Raw genomic sequence first — 19,321 nt, 5'->3', positions numbered from 1 at the left:
CCGAGGCACCCTACCGGGTCACTCCCGGGTGAACCGGACGTGTCCCACCCGCCCACGGCGGTACGGGCACGCCACGGTCGCCGGATCGGTGGGCTGCGGGCCGGCCGCCGTTAACCTGCCGCTCGGGGGGAGTTCAGGGACTCCACCATCGGCGGTCACGTCAGGTTCCGGGTTCGGCCACCCTGACCGTCAAAGGTGGCGGGCGTGGTCAATGAGCCGACGCACGCACCGCTGCTGAGCATCGTCGTGCCCGTGTACGGCGTCGAGGCATACCTGTACCAGTGCCTGGAGTCGATCCGGGCCGACATCCCCGCGGGTGAAGCGGACGCGGTCGAGATGGTCGCCGTCGACGACGCCTCCCCGGACGGTTGCGGCGACATGCTCCGCTCCTACGCCGCCGGCCGCGACGGTGTCCGCGTCGTGCACCTGAGCAGCAACGTTGGCCTGGGCCTGGCCCGCAACGCCGGGCTCGACGTGGCCACCGGCCGGTACGTCTGGTTCGTCGACAGCGACGACTGGTTGCCGCCGGGCACGATCCCCGCGGTGCTGGACCGGCTGCGCCAGCACGAGCCCGACGTGCTGATGCTGGATCACCTGCGGGTGCACGAGGACGGCCGCCGCGAGGTCGACGCGAGCAGTCACCTGCTGCGCGGCATCCCCGGCGTGACACGCCTCGACGACCAGCCGCACCTGCTGCAGGTGCAGCACACCGCCTGGAACAAAGTGGTCCGGCGGGACTTCCTGGACCAGTTGGAGCTGCGCTTCTTCCCCGGCTGGTACGAGGACATCCCGTTCAGCCACCCCCTGCTCATCGGCGCCGAGAAGATCTCCGTGCTGGACCGGGTGTGCTACCTGTACCGGCAGGGTCGGCACGGCGCGATCACCTCCACCCGCAGCGGCCGGCACTTCGACGCGTTCGCCCAGTACGAGCGGCTGCTGGACTGGGTCGCCCGCAAGCACCCGGACGAGCGGTTGCAGGCCGAACTGTTCCAGCTGATGATCAACCACTATCTGGTGGTGGTGGGCAACGACGGGCGCCTGCACCCACACCTGCGGCGGGACTTCTTCCACCGGGCCGCCGAGCACTACCGTCGGTACCTGCCCGCCGGTGGCTATCCACTGCCGCCCGGCGTGACTGGGCTCAAGCACCGCCTCGTCGGGCGCGGCGACTGGCTGGCGTACTCGGCTCTGCGCCAGGCGCACCGGGTCGCCGGTCGCCTGCGTCGCACCGGCCCGGCGGGCGGCGTCGGCACCGGTTCCGGCTCGGTCAACGCCGACGACGACCCGGGGCGAGGCGCGGGCGCCGCGACGACAGGTGACGGCGAGGTCGCCACGACCGCCCAGCGGCACGACGCGCTGGCCGGGAGCCGCCGGCCGTGAACGCCGCCACCGCACCACACGCCGGGAGCCGGGTCGGCTCCCGGCGCCCTGGTTTTCCAGGTCGTCCACCCGCCGGGCGGACGACGACAGCACCACCGCACCACGGTGCGGGCGTACCTGAGCAGAGGTCGGAATGACGGCGACAATAAAGATCGGACCGCACGCGGTCGGTGCCGGGGAACGACCGTTCGTGGTCGCCGAGATGTCCGGCAACCACAACGGGGATCTGAACCGTGCGCTGGCCATCGTCGACGCGGTGGCGCAGAGCGGGGCGCACGCGCTGAAGCTCCAGACGTACCGGCCGGACACCATCACGATCGACGTCGACACCCCGGCGTTCCGGATCTCCAGTGGGCACGAGTTGTGGGGCGGGGAGAACCTGTACCGCCTCTACGAGCGGGCGCACACCCCGTACGAGTGGCACGCCCCGATCTTCGAGCGGGCCCGCGAGCGCGGGCTCACCGTGTTCTCGTCGCCGTTCGACGCGACTGCCGTGGAGCTGCTGGAGTCGCTGGACGCGCCCGCGTACAAGATCGCTTCTTCGGAGTTGGTCGACCTGCCGCTGATCCGACTCGTGGCGAGCACGGGCAAGCCGATGGTGATCTCCACAGGCATGGCGACGGTCGCCGAGATCGACGCCGCGGTGCGGACCGCCCGGGACGGTGGCGCGGCGGGCATCGTCCTGCTGGCCTGCACCGCTTCCTACCCGGCGCCGCCGGCCGACAGCAACCTGCGCCGCATTCCGGTGCTGGCCGGCGCGTTCGACGTGCCGGTCGGGCTGTCCGACCACACGCCCGGCATCGGGGTGGCGGTCGCCTCGGTGGCGCTCGGCGCCTGCTTCATCGAGAAGCACGTCACGCTGGACCGGGCCGACGGCGGCGTGGACTCGGACTTCTCCCTGAACCCGGCGGAGCTGACGGCCCTGGTGGCCGAGTCCGGTCGCGCGTACGCGGCCATGGGTGGCACCGCGATCGGCCCGACCCCGGCCGAGCGGGAGGGGCTGCGGTTCCGCCGCTCGCTGTTCGTGGTCGAGGACGTGCGGGCCGGCGACCCGCTGACCATCCACAATGTCAGGTCGATCCGACCGGCCGGCGGGCTGGCTCCGGTGGAGATCGACCGCGTCCTGGGTCGCACCTTCACCACCGACGTTTCGCGCGGCACCCCGCTGAGCTGGGGCCTGATCTGACCGTCGACGCGGCGGGCTGGGCTGTCGACGCGGGCTGGGCTGAGCAGCGCGCACAGCCCAGCCCCGGTGCGGCGGAGGCGAGCGCGCGCGGTCCGGTCTGGTGGGACTGGGCTGGCTGCCTGTAGAGCTGCCCCGAATATGGGGCGGGCAACACGGCTCCCACCAGCAATCACCCGGATGAAGCTGCGTCGCCCCAGGGCTACGACGAGCCGCGAAGGCCGACAACGCCCGAGACACGACAACGCACAAGGCCCGACAACGCACAAGGCCCGACAACACCCAAGGCCCGACAACACCCGAGACACGACAACACCCAAGGCCCGACAACACACAAGGCCCGACAACGCACGAGGCCCGCGCGCCTGCCCCACCTGTGGGGCAGCTCTACAGGCTGCGCCGGTACCAACGGCAGGCCGGCCGTCACACGCGGCGGCACGTCGCCACGCAGCGGTCGCGCCGGCGAATCGCCACCTAGCGGTCCAGGCGGCTCGAGCCAGCTGCGGAGGCGGGCAGGGGCACGGCACCGGGTGCGGGGGCGAAGCCTACGGTTACCACCAGGTCGGCCACCCGCAGGGTGTGCCAGACCGCCGACCCGCCGGCCGGCGTACCCAGGCCGTGGAGACGCCACCAGGCCGCGACCGGGACGTCGGCCAGCTTGCAGCAGCACTCGGTACGGGTCCACCGCGCCCAGAAGTCCTGCACCCCGAACCGGCGTCCCAGCGCGGGAGGCACTGGCGCGTCCGCTCGCTCCGCGTCGATCGCCACCCGCCACCCGGGCGTCGGCGGGCCGTACCAACCGACACAACGGCCGTCGTCGAGGTGGCTGCGCGTCACCGCGGCGGCCAGGGCGACCGGCGACCCGATGCGCAGGTGCCGCTCGGCGGCGACCAGCAACCCAGGCACCGGGCGGGGCCGGACCCGCCGGTCCAGGTCAGATGGCGGCGGCACCGTCCACCACGATGACCTGGCCGTTGATGTTCGTGTGCTCGCGCAGCAGCATCCGTACCACCGGGGTGACCTCCTCCGGCTCGGTCAGGTGACCGGTCGGCGTGCGGCGCACGATCTGGTCGAGCTGGGTCGGGCCGAGCACCGCGGACATCTCCGAGGCGAAGAAGCCGGGGGCGACGGAGTTCACCAGCATCCGGCCGCCCAGCTCCCGCGCCAGCGAGCGGGTGGCGGCGTCCATGCCGCCCTTGGTGGCCGAGTACGCGACCAGGCCCGGGAAACCGCGCTGCCCGCAGATCGAGGTGATGTTGACGATCCGCCCGCGTAGTCCCTTGGCGAGCATCCGGCGGATCACCAGCCGGGTCAGTTGCAGCGGGGCGGTCAGGTTGGTCTCGATGATCCGGGCGATGTCGCCGGTGGCGGTGTGCGCGTGCAGCGAGTCCTGCCCCATCGCGGCGTTGTTGACGACGCCGTCGATCGGGCCGAGCCGCTCCTCCGCCGCACGGACGAAGCTCTGCGCGGCGCGCAGGTCGGTGACGTCCACCGAGCCGACGTGCACCCGCTCCGGGTGCTCGGCGGCGAGCTTCTCCAGCTCCGGGGTGACGGTACGGGCGAACGCGGCCACCCGTACGCCGGCGTCGAGCAGGTCGGTGACGATGGCCAGGCCGAGCCCGCGCGAGCCGCCGGAGACGAGGACCACGGAGCTGGGTGGTACGAGCTGGGTGTCAAACATCGCTCTTCAGGGTCTCCTTGACGGGAATCTCGGTCAGTACGCGGATCCGGCGCGGCACCGCGTACTCGGGAAGCCGGTCGGCGCACCAGCGGACCAGCTCGGCCTCGGCGGTGTCCGGGTGCCCGGTGGGGGCGAGGACCACCTCGGCGACCACCATCCGGCCGAGCACCGGCGCCCGGCGGCCGGTGACGCGTGCCCAGGCCACCGCCGGATGCTCGGCCAGCACACCGCGGACCACGCCGGCGGAGACCTTGCTGCCGCCGACGTTGATCTCGTCGGAGTCCCGGCGGCCGGTGATCAGCACCCGGTCGTCGCGCACCTGCACGCGGTCTCCGGTGCGGACCGGGCCGGCGAGCCCCGCCCCGTGGAACGGGGAGGTGACCACCAACTCGTCGTCCACCACCGAGAGCGTCGGGCGGCCCGGGGTCTGCCGGTCCAGCCAGTCGACCGGGAAGCCGGCCTGCCCGTCGTGCACCACGATGGACGCCCCCACCTCGGAGGACGCGTAGATCCAGGAGATCCGGGCGGCGGGGAAGACGTCCCGGAGCTGGTCCAGGATGGCCTGGTCCACCGGCTCGCCACCGAGGGTGATCTGTCGCAACGGCACCCGGGCCAACGCGGCGGCGTCGCGGTAGAGGGTGCGACGCCAGAAGGTGGGGGTGCCGGAGGCGGCGTCGACGCCGTGCGCGGCGGCGACGGTGGGCCAGTCGTCCAGCTCGTCGGGCTCGACCACCACCAGGTGCTGGCCGGGCTGGGTCAACGACAGCGTGACGACCTGCCACCAGGCGTACGTGCCGGGGGCGTACGGGCAGAGCCACGTCCGATCGGGCTGGTCGGCCCGCACTGTGGTCAACGTGTCGAGGGTGTGCCCGACCCGCTTGGGACGCCCGGTCGAACCCGAGGTCAGCAGCCAGAGCCGGCCGGGTTCGGCGGCTCGCGGCCGGGCCGGGACACTCGGCTGCGCGCCGTCGTCGTCGAGGACGCTGACGGTGAAGCCGGCGTCGAGCAGCTCGGCACGCATCGCCGCGTCGACCCGACTCGCGGTGCTGAGCAGCAGCTCGGTGCCGTGCACGGCGTGCTGCCGGGCGGCGGCGAGCGCGTGCACCGCGGAGTGGGCGAGCACCGCGCCGGGGTCGGGGAGGACCGGCAGCGGCAGCGTGCGCCAGGTCAGCGTGGCGCCGCCGACGACGAGCCGGTTGTCGACGCCCGCCGGCTCCGGGCCCGCCGGTGGCCGGTGGCCCGCCGTCGCGACGGTCACTGGTGCTGCAGCTCGACGAGGAAGTCGAGAACGTCCCCGACGGTGGCGATGCGGCGCAGGCCGGGTGCGTCGAAGTTGAGCTCCTCCCCCGTCTCGTCCTCTACCCGCAGGGCCAGCTCGGAGAAGTCCAGCGACCGGAACCCGATCTCGCGCAACTGTGCCGCGTCGTCCGCGGGCAGTTGCTTGTCCTGGTTTTCGAGCACCTGAGCCATGAGGTCGCGAATCTGCGCGCGACTCAATTCGTTCATGCGCCGGAGTCTACAACCCAACGAATGCGTATCCGATGTGCCGGTAGGCCCGGGTAGGGTGCCGAGAACTGGCGTGAACAGATAAGAAAGCGAGACGCACGTGCTGCGCGAAGCGACAGCGGACGACGTTCACCTGATGTTGTCCTGGCGTAATCAGGAAACCAACCGTCAGGTCAGCAAAACCAGCCACGAGATCACCGCCGAGGAGCACGGCCGGTGGTGGTCGGCGGTCCGGGACGACCCGTCCCGGCGGGTTCTGGTGTACGTCCGAGACGACCGCCCCTGCGGGGTGGTCACCTTCTTCGACCTGCGGTTGGAGGGCCCTCGGACGGGAGCGTGGGGCTTCTATCTGGACGCCGAAGGGCTGGACGGGCGGGGCGAGACGCTGCCCGCCTGGCTGGGGGTCATGCGGGAGGCCGTGGAGTACGCCTTCGACGGGCTGCACCTGGACCGTCTCGACGGCGAGGTGCTCGGCCACAATACCGTCGTACGACAGATGAACCGACGTTTCCGATTCGTCGAGGGCACCCCCCGGCAGGAGTTGTCCGACGGCCGGGAAATCACCGTGATCCCGATTTCCCTGGCCCGGGCCGACCGCCGCCAACGCTGATTGCCGCACAAATTTCCAGGGCTGACGGAATTCATTAACCGGCCATGCTCCCGGTGGACATCCGCCGTTCACGAACGGTGATGTCCACCGGGTGCGGGGGGGGTCAGGCGCGCCGCCAGGCCGCCCAGTGCTGCGTCGGGTTGCCGCCGAGCCGGACGAAGCCGTACGACGTGCCGTCCCAGTCGTCGGCCTGGCCGGGCGCCCAGCGGGCGAACACCACCTGCGCCGCGGCCGGCGGCTGCCCCAGGCCGAACCAGCGAACATCGGTCCAGGTGACCTGGTGGCTGAGGTTGAACCGCAGGACGTAGTGCACGCCGGTCGAGGCCCACACCCGCTCGCCGGGGCGTACCCCGACATCGGCCACCGAGGGCGTCGGCGCGGTGCTCGCGACGGCGGGCCGCACGATGCGCTGGTCGATCACCTGCATGGTCACCAGGTTGGCCACGACGAGCACGCCGAGCATCGGCATCCGCAGCCGGGGAACCAGGACGGTGGCGACCAGCAGCAGACAGCCGGCGATGCCGACCAGCGACCCGACCACCGGTCGCATCTCCCGCCACCCACCGGTCAACGCCACCAGGTCCGGTGCGCTGAAACCGCCGTAGCGCAGGTGGTGGCCGCGGCTGGCCACGTACGCGAGCCGGACGGCGATCAGGGCGCCGCCGCCGACCAGGAGGGCCACCGCGACCGCCGCCCGACGCAGAACCACCCGGCGGCCGGCGGTGAGGAGGACCCCGAGCCCCACCAGCAGCCAGAACGGCGCCAGCATCTGCACGTAGCGACCGTAGATCGCGTCCAGCGGCTTACCGGTGATGCCGGCCAGGATCACCGACGCTCCGCCGGCGACCCCGACGGTCACCACCAGCGCCACGCCCATCGTCCAGCGGGTCGCGTCGCCGTGCCGTGGCCGCCACAGCTCCCGTACGGCGGAGGCCCAGGCCACTCCCGCCATTCCGAATGTGATCACCACGAGGTACCAGAGTTGGGTGGCGACGGCGGCACTGACCCGGACCACGCCCTGCGCGGAGGCGACCGCCTCGACCGTGCCACCGCCGGGGGTACTGCCCAGCAGGTAGACCTTGTCGCCGAGATAGCGGATGGCCGCCGCGTTGACCAGCGCCATGGCGAGCACCGGCAGCAGCGCCGCGAGCACCGCGGGCGGGCTGATCCGACGGCGGACCAACAGCAGCAGGACCAACCCGACGTGCACCGCCACGATCGCCAGGCCCCGGGAGTGCAACAGGTGGAACCCGCCGGCCAGCAGACCGACGGTGGCGGCGGCGAGTAGCCCGGGCCGTTCGATCCAGCGGTGCACGGCGAGCAGCCAGGCGACCACCAGCGGTGCCATCACCGTGTCGATCATGGCGACGCTGGCGTAGAAGGCGGTGGCCGGCAGGGTCGCGGCAGCGACAGCTGCGAGCAGCGCGTACGACCGGGGCAGCCGGAGCAGGCGGCGACCGAGCAGGTACGCCAGCGGCAGCAGCGTCGAGTTGACCATCGCGTTGATCAGCTGGACGATGCGGTAGCTGTCGGAGAAGTCCCGGTCCCCGAGGAACGCCGGCGAGATCAGCATCGGGTAGCCGACCCGACGCAGCAGGTCGTTCTCACTGCTGAAGCCGCCCGGGCCGCCGGCCAGAGCACGGGCGGTGTTGAGGTAGCTGTCCTCGTCGGTGTGCGCGATCGGCAGCACGACGTGCCGGGACAACCACATCCGCCAGGCGACGCTGAGCACCCAACCGACGACCAGCACCAGCGGCACCACCCAGCGGCGAGCGGGTGCGGTGTCCGGTGTCGCCGCCACCACCTCCGGCCGTTCGATCACGTCGCTACCGGATGCCATCAACGCCTCCAGAACTGCCAGCCGGATCGGGCCCGCACGGACTCTGCGGGCAGGTGGGCCCGCGTCGGTGACGCTCGGGATGAACCGCCCGCACCAGGCGGTGCGGATGTCGGGTGAACGCGGGAAGCGGCTGCGAAGGGGGCTGCCGAGTCTCCCGCGCGGCCACTGTAACGGCCGGAACCGGACTGGTCAGGCCGGTCGCGGGCCGGACGGAAGTGTTCGCCTGCGCGGTGCCCGGCATTCACGGGAGCAGGGGTCGTGGTTCACCGGCGAGCGCCGAGGAGTTAACCCGCCGTCGTTAGCGTCGCACCCCGGTCGGCCGGCCGAGGGCCGCTCGTTCATCCACGAACACGGGAGCACCAAATTGAGTGAGTTGAATGGATCGTCCATTCTGATCACCGGGGGAACGGGTTCCTTCGGCAGGACCTTCCTCCAGCACATCCTCACCGAGGCCGACCCCGCCCGCGTGGTGGTGTTCTCCCGCGACGAACTCAAGCAGTACGAGCTGCGTCAGCAACTGGGCGACGACCCGCGGCTGCGCTGGTTCATCGGCGACATCCGGGACCGGCACCGCCTCACCCGGGCCATGCACGGTGTCGACCACGTGGTGCACGCCGCCGCCCTGAAGCAGGTGGACACCGCGGAGTACAACCCGTCGGAATACATCGCCACCAACATCACCGGCTCGCAGCACGTGGTCGACGCCGCGATCGAGGCCGGCGTACGGAAGGTCATCGCGCTCTCCACCGACAAGGCCTCCAGCCCGATCAACCTGTACGGCGCGACGAAGCTGGTCGGCGACAAGCTGTTCGTCTCGGCCAACCACTACGCCGCCCAGCACCCCACCCGGTTCGCCGTGGTGCGCTACGGCAACGTGGTGGGCAGCCGCGGCTCGGTCGTCCCGCTGTTCCGCCGCCTCGCCGCCGAGGGCAAGAGCCTGCCGATCACCGACAAGCGGATGACCCGCTTCTGGATCACCCTGGACCAGGCCGTCCAGTTCGTCATGGACTCGTTCGACCAGATGCAGGGCGGCGAACTGTTCGTGCCGCGCATCCCGAGCATGCGCATCCTCGACCTGGTCGAGGCCGTGGCCCCGGACGCCACAACCCACGAGGTCGGCATCCGCCCGGGCGAGAAGCTGCACGAGGAGATGATCGCGCCCGACGACAGCAGGCGGACGCTGCGCGCCGACGGACGGTTCATCGTCCAGCCGACCATCGCCACCTGGGGTTACCAGCCGCCGGTCGACTGCGACCCGGTCCCGGACGGCTTCGCCTACCAGTCGGACACCAACGACGAGTGGCTCACCGTCGAGCAACTGCGCGACATGCTCGGCATCACCGCATGACGGGGATGCTCCCGTACGGCCGGCAGTCGGTCACCGAGGAGGACATCGCCGCCGTCTCCGACGTGCTGCGCGGCGACTGGCTCACCACCGGCCCGCAGGTGGACGCCTTCGAGGCCGACCTCGCCCGGTGGACCGGCGGAGTGGACGTCACCACCGTCTCCAACGGCACGGCGGCGCTGCACGTGGCGTACGCGGCCGCCGGGGTGGGACCGGGTGACGAGGTGGTCGTCTCGCCGATGACGTTCGTGGCGACGGCCAGCAGCGCCGCCGCCCTCGGCGCGACGATCGTGTTCGCCGACGTGGAGGACGAGACCTTCTGCCTCGACCCGGCAGCGGCAGCCGACGCCGTCACCTCGCGTACCCGGGTCGTCGCCGCCGTCGACTACGCCGGCCACCCCGCCGACTACGATGCGCTGCGGACGTCGATGGTGGGCTCCGACGCGTTGTTGCTCGCCGACGCGGCGCACTCGATCGGCGGCACGTACCACGGGCGACCGGTCGGCTCACTCGCCGACCTCACCACCTTCTCGTTCTTTCCCACGAAGAACCTGACCACCGCCGAGGGCGGCGCCGTCGCGGCGCTCGACCCGGCCGTGCTGAAGCGGGCCCGCCGTTTCCGCACCATCGGCCTGGTCCGCGACCGCGCCGAGTTCCGCTATCCCGACGAGGGCGGCTGGCACCAGGAGGTGCACGAGTTCGGGTTGAACTACCGCCTGCCCGACGTGCTGTGCGCCCTGGGTCGCAGTCAACTGCGCCGCCTTGGCGAGTTCAAGGCGCGCCGGGCCGCGCTGGTCGCCCGCTACGACGAGGCACTGGCCGACCTGGACGGTGTGCTACCGCCGAACCGGAAGTCGTGGGCCGACCCGGTCTGGCACCTCTACCCGATCCGCGTGCTCGACGGGCGTCGCCGCGAGGTGTACGACCGGATGCGGGCCGCCGGCATCGGCGTCCAGGTCAACTACGTCCCGGTGCACTGGCACCCGGTCTTCGCCGACCTGGGCTACCGACGCGGGTCCTGCCCGGTGGCCGAGTCGTTCTACTCGCAGCAGCTGTCGTTGCCGCTCTACCCGGGGCTCAGCGACGCCGACCAGGATCGCGTCATCGACGCGCTGACCGCGGCCCTGCGGGCCGGCTCGGTGCGTACCGCCGCCTGATGGGAACCTGATGCACCACGCCAACCACTTCTACGGTCACGCGCACGTGCTGGCCCGCTACGCCGGCCTCGGCGACCGGCACCCACCGCGGATCAACGGGTACGTGCAGCACGGCTGGAACATCGGTGACGGCCTGGCACCCGGCCACCCGTACGCCGACCGCACCCCCAGCCTGCTCTGGTCGGAGCAGACCCGCCGACGGGCCTGGTCGGTGGGTCGCCGCAACGTGGTCGTCATCGGGGCGCCGTTCGCATACCTGCTGGCCATGCGCCCGGAGGACCCGTCGGCCGAGGATCGGGAGGGCACCATCTGGTACCCGTTCCACGGCTGGGAGGGTCAGCACGTCAAGGGCGACCACCGTAAGTTGATCGCCCTCATCCAGGCCACCGAGCCGGGCCCGGTCACCGTCTGCCTCTACTGGCACGAGTACCGGATGCGCAACGTCCGCCGCCTCTACGAGCGGGCCGGGTTCCGGGTGATCTGCCACGGCTACCGGGGGCACTGGTGGAAGGACACCGACCCGGAGTTCCTCGACAAGCAACTGACCGAGCTGCGTCGGCACCGGCGGGTAGCATCCAACCGGCTGACCAGCGCGATCTTCTACGGCATCGCCGCGGGTTGCGAGCCGGCGGTCTACGGCGACCCGATGATCCTGTCCAACGAGGACCCGACCTTCGGCGGCACCGCCCGCATCCGCCGCCAGTGGCCGGAGCTGCACGGCACCGCTGTCGATCTGCCCACGGCCGTCCCCATCGCGCGCGCCGAGCTCGGCATCGACCACCGCTGCACGCCGGCCGAGCTGCGCGAGTTGCTCGGCTGGGCGAACCTCCAGGAGGAAGAGGACGACCGTGACGACTGAGACGGCACCCGCCGGCCGCATCACCCTGCCGGGCGGCGAGATGCTGGCCTGGTCCGACCTGCCGCAGCAGCGGTTGGCCGAGGGTGGCCCCCTCGCCGCCCTCGCCGCCCGGCTCGTACCTCCCGGCGCCCGGGTCCTGCTGGCCGGGCCGCACGATCCGGCCCTGCTCGACCAGTTGGGCCGTGCCGAGGTGACCTGCCTGCTACGCAGCCACCCCGACGCGGTGGCGCTGGCCCCCCGGGCCGCCCACGTGGTGGTGGGTGGTCCGGCCGGGCTGCCCGACGACGAGACGTACGACGTGGTGATCGCCGCCGCCGGCCTGGACCCGGTGGAGTCGGTGGAGGGCACCCGGCTCGGCTGGAACGGTGTGCTGGCGCGACTGGTCGCCGCCCTGCGGCCCGGTGGCGCACTGCTCCTGCGCCTGGACAACCCGCTCGGTCTACACCGGCTCGTCTCCACCACCCCCTGGTACGCCGCCCGGGACGACTCCGCCTGGGTGATCGGCGGCGTGCTGGACCGCGGCCACCCGGCCAACCGCGACCAGCTCCGCGAACGGCTCACCGAGGCGGGGCTGCGACCGACGGCGTGCTGGGCCGCGTACCCCGATGCCGGAAGCCCGACCGCCCTGCTCGACGCCGACCACCTCGACCGGGACGCCGGATCCGGCCTCTTCGACGCCGTGCTGCACGGAGCCTGTGCGGGCGGCTCCACGAGGGACACAGTGCTCCAGGACCCGGCGCGACTGGCGGTGGACGCGCTGCACGCCGGACGCGCCGCCGACCTCGCACCGGGTTGGCTGGTGCTCGCCCACCGACCCACCCACACCGGGGACCATCCGCCGGCCGCCGACGTCGACCTGCCGGTGGCGTTGATGCAGACCGGCCGTCCGGGGATCGGCGTGTCGGAAGTGCTGCACGGCCCGTCGGGTTGGCGCTGGGGGCTCGCCCCGACCACCGGCACGCGGGTGACGGCCGCCGCGCCGTTCGCCAGCCGCGAGGCCGCGTACCGGGACGCGGACGCGTTGTCCGGGCCGGTGCCCTCCGGCCGGCTGCTGCGTACCCTGCTCCTCGACGCGACCCTGCGCCGCGACCTGGCGACAGTGCGCACGCTGCTGCACGGGTACGCGGGCTGGCTCGCCGACCAGGCCGACGGCGACGGCCGGATCGCCGGGGCGGCGGCGCTGGCCGGGACCGACAACGTGGTGGTCGACGGCGACCGGTACGCGGTGCTCGACCCCAGCTGGCGGGCCACCGGCGCGTTGCCGGCCGACGTGGTGCTGGCGCGCGGCCTGTGGCGTTTCGCCGCGGCCCTGCTCACCGGCGGGTACGCCCACCCGTGGCCGTCCACCCTCGACGTCCCGGGTCTGACGGTGGTGCTCGGCGGCCTCGCCGGGCGCGACCTCGACCGCGCGACCGTCACCGAGGCGGTGGAGACCGAGGCCGCCATCGCTGCCGCCCTGCACGGGTTGGACCTCGACGGCAGGATCAACCTCGCCACCGACCTGCGGACCGTAGCACCGACCGATCCGCCCATCGGCTCGCGCAGCTACCAGCAGCTCCGCGAGGCGTGGCTGCGCCAGCGTGAGGAGATCACCCGGCTGGCCGCGTTGACCGCGTGGACCGAGGAGCTGCTCACCTCGCGGGAACGGGCACTGCGCCGAGCCGAAACGACGATCGGTCTGCTCAGCGGCTCGATCAGCTACCGGGTCGGCCGGCTCGCCATCACCCCGGCACGGTTGGCCAAGCGGGGGGCCCGCGCCGCGAAACGGCGGGCCACCGCCGTGCTCGCGCCGAAGCAGGAGGAGCAGCAGTGACCGGGACGGCGGCGGACCACAACGACGCGGCGCCCCGGATCACCGGCATCGTGCAGGCGCGAATGGGATCCTCCCGACTGCCCGGTAAGGTGCTCCGCCCGCTCGCCGGGCGTTCCGTGCTGGGCCGGGTGGTCCGGGCCGCCGCCGACAGCGGGGTCCTGACCGACCTGGTGGTCGCGACCAGCACGGACACCGTCGACGACGACGTGGTGGCCGAGTGCGAACGGCTGGGCGTGCCGTGCCACCGAGGGCCGGTCGACGACGTGCTGGACCGCTTCCTGGGTGCGCTCGCGGCGCACCCCGGGGACGCGGTCATGCGGTTCACCGCCGACTGCCCGCTGCTCGACCCGGAGATCATCACCCTGGTCGCGTCGGTGTACCGGGCGGTCCCCGGGCTCGACTACGCCAGCACGTCGATCGCCCGTACCCTGCCCCGAGGCTTGGACGTCGAGATCATCCGGGCGGAGACGCTGCGTACCGTCGGCCGGCTCGCCACCGACCACCACCGGGTGCACGTGACGTCGTACGCGTACACCCATCCGGAGCTGTTCCGGGTGCTCGGCGTGACGCTCACCCCGGACCGCTCCGGGCTGCGGCTGACCCTCGACACCGAGCAGGACTGGGCACTGGTCAGCGCCATCGTCGACCACTTCGGCGACATCAGCGTGCCGCTGTCGAAGCTCACCGACTGGCTCGACGGGCAACCTGACCTGCGCGCGCTCAACGCCGACGTACGGCAGAAGCGGTTGGAGGAGTCCTGAGCACGCTACGGGTCGGGTTGCGCTGCGACGCCGGACCACGACGAGGCGTCGGCCACCTCGTCCGCTGCCTGGCGCTCGCCGAGGAGTTCCTGGCCCGAGGCGCCCACGTCGCCGTGTTCGGCACCGTCGAACGGCTCGGCTGGGCCACCGCCGACCTCGCCGCGCGGGGCATCCCCCTGCACCCGGGCCCGGACACACCGGACGGGCTGGTCGAGGCAGCCCGCCGACACGAGCTGGACGTGATGGTCCTCGACTCCTACGAGCTGGACCCCGCCGGGGCGCGAGCCCTCCGCGACGCCGGCGTGTTCACCCTCGCCGTGATCGACGGGGACAGCCGAGGTCAGGTCGCCGACCTCTACCTGGACCAGAACTTCGGAGCGCAGCTACCGGAGCTGCCCGGACGGCTGCTCGCCGGCAGCGATTACGCCCTGCTGCGCGACTCCGTGATCACCGCCCGACCACCGGTCCCCCCGTCCCCCACGGCGGTCAGCCGCCCCCGGGTGCTGGCCTTCTTCGGCGGGACGGACGCCGTCGGCGCGGCACCGGTGCTGACCCGGGTGCTGGTGGCCACCGGCCATCCGATGGACCTCACGGTCATCGTCGGCCGACCGGAGATCGAGGCCGAGGTGGAGGACGTCACCCCCGGCCGCGGGCAGGTCGTCCGACCGGTTCCGCCCACCACCTCGCTGCCGACCCTGATCACCCAGGCCGACCTGGTGGTCAGCGCCGCCGGCACGTCCACCTGGGAACTCTGCTGCCTCGGCGCACCCGCCGCCCTGGTCTGCGTGGTCGACAACCAACGCGAGTCGTACGCCCGCGTGGTGCGGCACGGTCTGGCCGCCGATCTCGGCGAGCTGCCGGAGCTGACCGCCGCCGGAGTCGCCGGACGGGCCGCCCGTGCGGCCGCCGCGCGGACCCTGCACGGGTTGCTCAGCTCACCGCAGCGGCGCGCGACCCTCGCCGGCCAGGCGTGGTCGACAGTCGACGGGCAGGGCCGGGCGCGGGTCGTGGACGCGGTGTTCGACGCCGTCCGCCCACCCGCCGCCGCCACACCGTGATCGACGCCCTCCATCCACCCGCCGCCGCCACGCCGTGATCGACTCCGGGTCGGCGATGTGGGGGTGTCCGGGCAGCGGGATGGCGCCACCTCGCCGAAGTGGAGTCGATCATCCCGCCAGGGAAGCGGACCGCCACTAGCACTGGTGTACGAAAGTGCTGCTAGGGTGGCCGTATGACGCAGGCCGCCTATCAGCCGTCGATGCTCGACCTGACCGACGCCGGGCCGACAGTGGGGCCGTTGCCCGGCCAGATCCGTCGACACCAGCTCAGCCGGGGCGCCTGGGTCGACCACCTCCCCGGCTGGGTGCGCGGCTCCGACACGGTCCTCGACACCCTGCTGACCGAGGTGCCCTGGCGGGCCGAACGCCGCACCATGTTCGACAACGAGGTCGACGTCCCCCGCCTGCTCTGCTGGTACGACGGCGACGCTCGACTGCCGCACCCGGTGCTCACCGAGGCCCGGGCCGCGCTGACCAGACACTACGCGCCCGAACTGGGCGAGCCCTTCGTCACCGCCGGCATGTGCCTCTACCGCTCCGGTCGGGACAGCGTGGCCTGGCACGGCGACACCATCGGCCGCTCCGCGCACACCGACACCGTCGTCGCGATCGTCTCGTTCGGCGCGCCCCGGCCCCTGCTGCTCCGCCCGCGCGGCGGTGGCGACAGCCTGCGTTTCCCGGTGGGCCACGGCGACCTGATCGTGATGGGCGGCTCGTGCCAACGCACCTGGGAACACGCCATCCCGAAGACCACCCGCCCGGTCGGCCCCCGGGTCAGCGTCCAGTTCCGCCCCCACAACGTCGCCTGACTAACCTCTCGTTCGACATGCGCCCTCAGAGCATGCCGGCGAGTTTGTAGAGGACCAGCGAGCCGGCGACGGCGACGTTCAGGCTCTGGCCATGCCCGATCATGGGAATCTCCACGGCCGCGTCCAACTGGTCGAGGGCCTCGGGCGGGATGCCGCTCGACTCATGCCCGAGCACCACCACGGTGCGCCCCCGCGCGGCGGGCAGGTCACCGAGTCGGACGGCCTCGTCGGCCAACTCCACCCCGAGGATCCGGGCGCCACCGGCCCGTTCGGCGGCCAACCACCGCAGCGGACTGCCGACCCGGTGGACGCAGCCCGGCCGACGCAGGGTGTTGCCGCGAGCCAGTGCCTCGTCCACCCACCGGAACGGCGGCACGGCCAGGCAGGCGCCGACCGCGTCGCAGGTGCGCAGGAGGGTGCCCAGATTCGCACCGTGCAGCGGCCAGAGCGGGGCGGCGATCAGGTGCCCCCAGCAGCGATGGTGGCGGGGTCGGCGGGCGGCGCGCACCTCGCGCGGCGGCCGAACCCGGATGGCGGCGCTCACGCCGCGTCGGCGACTCCGCCGGACACAAGAGAGTTCATGTGAGAGGTGCTTGGCGGCGCACCCGGGCCATCGTCGACAACAGAACCCTCATCCTAACGCGCGGCCCCCTCCGCATGATCGTGCCCGATCAAGGATCGAGCACGATGATGCCTCCCCGAACGCCAAGATCCGCACAAGTTCAGGGAAAGTGCTGCCTGCGCCACGTCGGAGACAGCAACATCCCCGAAGTTGCGCGGATCTTGCGGCGGGGCGCGCCCCCCGGGCGGTCAGTCGCGTTCGATCAGGTGGCCTACCACCGTCGGACCGAGCATCACCGCGAAGCCGGAGCCGTCGCGGCGAGGGTCGGCCGCCGGCAGTTCGACCGGCTCACCAGTGCCGGTCGCGCCGACCGGGCGCGGACCCACCCAGGCAACCGCCACGTCCGTCTCACCCTTGAGGAAGCGGTGCGCGCGCACGCCGCCGGTCGCCCGGCCCTTCGCCGGGTACGCCTTGAACGGCGTCACCTTGACCGTCGCCCCGGTGGAGGTGACGACCATCGGCTCGCCATGCCCCGGGTCGTCGGTACGCACCGCCCCGAAGAAGACCACCCGTGCCCCGGTCGGCAGGTTGATGCCGGCCATCCCACCGCCCTTGAGGCCCTGCGGACGGACCAGCCCGGCGGAGAAGCGCAGCAGTGCCGCGTCCGAGGTGACGAAGGTCAGCGTCTCGTTGCCGTCGGTCAGCCAGGTCGCCCCAACCACCTCGTCGCCCTCGCGAAGACCGATCACCTCGAACTCGTCGGACCGCACCGGCCACTCCGGAGCGCAGATCTTCACCACGCCCAACCGGGTGCCCAGGGCCAGCCCCGGTGAGCCCTCCGCCTGCCCGCCCAGCGGGGCCAGGCCGACGACGGTCTCCCCCGCCTCCAGCGGCACCAACTCCGCCGCGGACATGCCTCCCCGCAGCGACACGGTGCCGGCCTGCTCGGGCAACACCGGCAGCGGCAGGACGTCGACCTTGAAGGCCCGACCCGCGCTGGTCAGCAGCAGCACCCGACCACGGGCGGTGGAGTGCACGATCGCGCGTACCGTGTCGTGCTTGACCCGGCCGTTGCGGCGACGCCCCTCGGCGCTCTCCTCCGACTCGGCCGCCGTCCGGGCGACCAGGCCGGTCGCGGACAGGATGACCTGGCAGGGGTCGTCGGCGACCTCCAGCGGGCCGGCCGGTGCGGACGCGGCCAGCACCTCCTTCAGGTCACCGTCGACAAGTGTCGTACGCCGTTCGGTGCCGAACTGCTTGACCACCGCCGCCAGCTCGTCGGAGACCACCTTCCGGAGCACCCGCTCGTCGTCGAGGATCTTGCTCAGCTCGGCGATCTCGGCGCGCAGCCGCTCCTGCTCGGTCTCCAACTCGATCCGATCGAACTTGGTCAACCGGCGCAGCGGAGTGTCCAGGATGTAGGTGGCTTGGATGTCGGAGAGACCGAACCGGCTCATCAGCCCGTCCTTCGCGGCCTGCGCGTCGTCGCTGCCCCGGATCAGCCGGACCACCTCGTCGATGTCGAGCAGCGCGATCAGCAGACCGTCGACCAGGTGCAGTCGCTCCTGACGCTTCCGCCGGCGGTACGTGGTGCGGCGGGTGACCACCTCGTACCGGTGGGCCAGGAAGACCTCCAGCAGCGCCTTCAGCCCCAGCGTGCGCGGCTGCCCGTCGACCAGGACCAGGTTGTTGACGCCGAACGACTGCTCCAACGGGGTCAGCCGATAGAGGTCGGCGAGCAGCGCCTGCGGGTTGACGCCCACCTTGCACTCCACCACGAGGCGGGTGCCGCTCTCCCGGTCGGTGAGGTCCTTGACGTCGGCGATGCCGGTCAGCCGCTTGGTCTTCGTGACCTCGTTGGTGATCGCCGCGATGACCTTCTCCGCGCCGACACCGTAGGGCAGCTCGACCACCGTGATCGCCTGGCGTCCCCGGCTGCCTTCGATCGGGCCGATCTCCACCTTGCCGCGCATCCGCACCACGCCGCGCCCGGTCTCGTACGCCCGGCGCACCTCGTCGAGGCCGAGCAGCACGCCGCCGGTGGGCAGGTCGGGGCCGGGGACGAACTCCATGAGTTTGTCCAGGGTGGCGTCCGGGTGGTTGATCAGCCAACGGGCGGCCTGGACGACCTCGGCGAGGTTGTGCGGGATCATGTTGGTGGCCATGCCGACGGCGATCCCGGACGCGCCGTTGACCAGCAGGTTGGGGAAGGCCGCCGGCAGCACCGTCGGCTGGGTCAGCGAGCCGTCGTAGTTGGGCTCGACGTCGACGGTGTCCTCGCCCAGCTCACCGACGAGCAGCATGGCCTCGCGGGACATCCGGGCCTCGGTGTAACGGGAGGCCGCCGGGCCGTCGTCGGGGGAACCGAAGTTGCCGTGACCGTCGATGAGCGGCACGTTGAGGGAGAAGTCCTGAGCGAGGCGGACCATCGCGTCGTAGATCGCCGTGTCGCCGTGCGGATGGTACTTACCCATTGTATCCCCGACAATTCGGGCAGACTTCACGTGCCCTCGGTCGGGGCGATAGCCCTGCTCGTACATCGACCAGAGGATGCGCCGGTGCACGGGCTTGAGGCCGTCGCGGGCGTCGGGCAGGGCGCGGGAGTGGATGACCGAGAACGCGTACTCCAGGTAGGAGTCGGAGACCTCGGTGACCAGCGGATTGTCGAAGACCCGGGCACCGGCCTGGTCGAACGAGGAGAGGTCGACCTTGTTTTCCTTGCGGCGTGCCATGACTCAGCTCTCCCCTAGAACGCAA

Annotated in this window: 17 protein-coding genes; 10 read left to right on the top strand and 7 right to left on the bottom strand. The window is 72.1% G+C overall.

Features of this window, described 5'->3' with window-relative positions:
• The first annotated feature begins 204 nt into the window (after positions 1-204).
• Positions 205-1,380 carry a glycosyltransferase gene (locus tag O7631_RS15185; RefSeq protein ID WP_278144809.1) on the top strand — a complete coding sequence of 392 codons (1,176 nt, stop codon included), beginning with the start codon at positions 205-207 and terminating at the stop codon, positions 1,378-1,380.
• Positions 1,381-1,513: 133 nt separating this feature from the next.
• Positions 1,514-2,566: a pseudaminic acid synthase gene (gene pseI / locus O7631_RS15180; protein ID WP_278144808.1), complete on the top strand. Its 1,053-nt coding sequence runs from the start codon at positions 1,514-1,516 to the stop codon at positions 2,564-2,566.
• 471 nt (positions 2,567-3,037) lie between these two features.
• On the opposite strand, the gene O7631_RS15175 is transcribed toward pseI, so the two are convergent.
• Genes O7631_RS15175 through O7631_RS15160 form a run of 4 tightly spaced genes read right to left on the bottom strand, consistent with a single transcriptional unit; the run spans position 3,038 to position 5,750 of the window.
• Entirely contained in the window at positions 3,038-3,514 is a 477-nt protein-coding gene (locus O7631_RS15175; RefSeq protein ID WP_278144807.1) for a hypothetical protein, read from the bottom strand.
• A complete protein-coding gene (locus O7631_RS15170) occupies positions 3,498-4,244 on the bottom strand; it encodes an SDR family NAD(P)-dependent oxidoreductase (RefSeq protein ID WP_278144806.1) in 747 nt (248 codons plus the stop codon). Before O7631_RS15170 ends, O7631_RS15175 begins: the two co-directional genes overlap by 17 nt.
• On the bottom strand, positions 4,237-5,502 hold the full coding sequence (locus O7631_RS15165) for an AMP-binding protein (RefSeq protein WP_278144805.1): 1,266 nt from the start codon (positions 5,500-5,502) through the stop codon (positions 4,237-4,239). The genes O7631_RS15170 and O7631_RS15165 overlap by 8 nt, the downstream gene beginning before the upstream one ends.
• Positions 5,499-5,750: an acyl carrier protein gene (locus O7631_RS15160; protein ID WP_278144804.1), complete on the bottom strand. Its 252-nt coding sequence runs from the start codon at positions 5,748-5,750 to the stop codon at positions 5,499-5,501. Before O7631_RS15160 ends, O7631_RS15165 begins: the two co-directional genes overlap by 4 nt.
• Before the next feature lie 100 nt (positions 5,751-5,850).
• On the opposite strand from O7631_RS15160, the gene O7631_RS15155 reads away from it, so the two are divergent.
• The gene (locus O7631_RS15155) at positions 5,851-6,360 is read left to right on the top strand and encodes a GNAT family N-acetyltransferase (RefSeq protein ID WP_278144803.1); all 510 of its coding nucleotides are present in this window, start codon (positions 5,851-5,853) and stop codon (positions 6,358-6,360) included.
• A 103-nt stretch (positions 6,361-6,463) separates the two neighbouring features.
• Here the strand turns inward: O7631_RS15155 and O7631_RS15150 are convergent, their stop codons facing one another.
• On the bottom strand, positions 6,464-8,200 hold the full coding sequence (locus tag O7631_RS15150) for a hypothetical protein (RefSeq protein WP_278144802.1): 1,737 nt from the start codon (positions 8,198-8,200) through the stop codon (positions 6,464-6,466).
• A gap of 364 nt (positions 8,201-8,564) precedes the next feature.
• On the opposite strand from O7631_RS15150, the gene pseB reads away from it, so the two are divergent.
• From pseB to O7631_RS15115, 7 genes are all read left to right on the top strand, one after another.
• Positions 8,565-9,548 carry a UDP-N-acetylglucosamine 4,6-dehydratase (inverting) gene (gene pseB, locus O7631_RS15145; RefSeq protein WP_145784310.1) on the top strand — a complete coding sequence of 328 codons (984 nt, stop codon included), beginning with the start codon at positions 8,565-8,567 and terminating at the stop codon, positions 9,546-9,548.
• A complete protein-coding gene (locus O7631_RS15140) occupies positions 9,545-10,702 on the top strand; it encodes an aminotransferase class I/II-fold pyridoxal phosphate-dependent enzyme (RefSeq protein WP_278144801.1) in 1,158 nt (385 codons plus the stop codon). Before pseB ends, O7631_RS15140 begins: the two co-directional genes overlap by 4 nt.
• Before the next feature lie 10 nt (positions 10,703-10,712).
• On the top strand, positions 10,713-11,561 hold the full coding sequence (locus O7631_RS15135) for a hypothetical protein (RefSeq protein WP_278144800.1): 849 nt from the start codon (positions 10,713-10,715) through the stop codon (positions 11,559-11,561).
• On the top strand, positions 11,551-13,374 hold the full coding sequence (locus tag O7631_RS15130; protein ID WP_278144799.1) for a class I SAM-dependent methyltransferase: 1,824 nt from the start codon (positions 11,551-11,553) through the stop codon (positions 13,372-13,374). The genes O7631_RS15135 and O7631_RS15130 overlap by 11 nt, the downstream gene beginning before the upstream one ends.
• Entirely contained in the window at positions 13,371-14,135 is a 765-nt protein-coding gene (locus tag O7631_RS15125; RefSeq protein ID WP_278144798.1) for a glycosyltransferase family protein, read from the top strand. The genes O7631_RS15130 and O7631_RS15125 overlap by 4 nt, the downstream gene beginning before the upstream one ends.
• A complete protein-coding gene (locus O7631_RS15120) occupies positions 14,132-15,193 on the top strand; it encodes a spore coat protein (RefSeq protein WP_278147941.1) in 1,062 nt (353 codons plus the stop codon). Before O7631_RS15125 ends, O7631_RS15120 begins: the two co-directional genes overlap by 4 nt.
• Before the next feature lie 173 nt (positions 15,194-15,366).
• A complete protein-coding gene (locus O7631_RS15115) occupies positions 15,367-16,002 on the top strand; it encodes an alpha-ketoglutarate-dependent dioxygenase AlkB (RefSeq protein WP_278144797.1) in 636 nt (211 codons plus the stop codon).
• Positions 16,003-16,027: 25 nt separating this feature from the next.
• On the opposite strand, the gene O7631_RS15110 is transcribed toward O7631_RS15115, so the two are convergent.
• Entirely contained in the window at positions 16,028-16,546 is a 519-nt protein-coding gene (locus O7631_RS15110; RefSeq protein ID WP_278144796.1) for a TrmH family RNA methyltransferase, read from the bottom strand.
• Between the two features lie 266 nt (positions 16,547-16,812).
• On the bottom strand, positions 16,813-19,296 hold the full coding sequence (locus O7631_RS15105) for a DNA topoisomerase IV subunit A (protein WP_278144795.1): 2,484 nt from the start codon (positions 19,294-19,296) through the stop codon (positions 16,813-16,815).
• Positions 19,297-19,321: the final 25 nt, after the last annotated feature.

It is taken from the genome of Micromonospora sp. WMMD967 (assembly GCF_029626165.1).
GTDB lineage: Bacteria > Actinomycetota > Actinomycetes > Mycobacteriales > Micromonosporaceae > Micromonospora > Micromonospora taraxaci.
The sequence above is the reverse complement of the archived record's forward strand: the minus strand, read 5'-3'. Positions and strand labels throughout refer to the sequence as shown.

Excerpts from the sequence above, each read along its gene's own strand:
- O7631_RS15115 (WP_278144797.1), top strand. The coding sequence starts at position 15,367 with ATGACGCAGGCCGCCTATCAGCCGTCGATGCTCGACCTGACCGACGCC.
- pseI (WP_278144808.1), top strand. The coding sequence starts at position 1,514 with ATGACGGCGACAATAAAGATCGGACCGCACGCGGTCGGTGCCGGGGAA.
- O7631_RS15140 (WP_278144801.1), top strand. The coding sequence starts at position 9,545 with ATGACGGGGATGCTCCCGTACGGCCGGCAGTCGGTCACCGAGGAGGAC.
- O7631_RS15105 (WP_278144795.1), bottom strand. The coding sequence starts at position 19,296 with ATGGCACGCCGCAAGGAAAACAAGGTCGACCTCTCCTCGTTCGACCAG.
- O7631_RS15150 (WP_278144802.1), bottom strand. The coding sequence starts at position 8,200 with ATGGCATCCGGTAGCGACGTGATCGAACGGCCGGAGGTGGTGGCGGCG.
- O7631_RS15170 (WP_278144806.1), bottom strand. The coding sequence starts at position 4,244 with ATGTTTGACACCCAGCTCGTACCACCCAGCTCCGTGGTCCTCGTCTCC.
- O7631_RS15135 (WP_278144800.1), top strand. The coding sequence starts at position 10,713 with ATGCACCACGCCAACCACTTCTACGGTCACGCGCACGTGCTGGCCCGC.
- O7631_RS15160 (WP_278144804.1), bottom strand. The coding sequence starts at position 5,750 with ATGAACGAATTGAGTCGCGCGCAGATTCGCGACCTCATGGCTCAGGTG.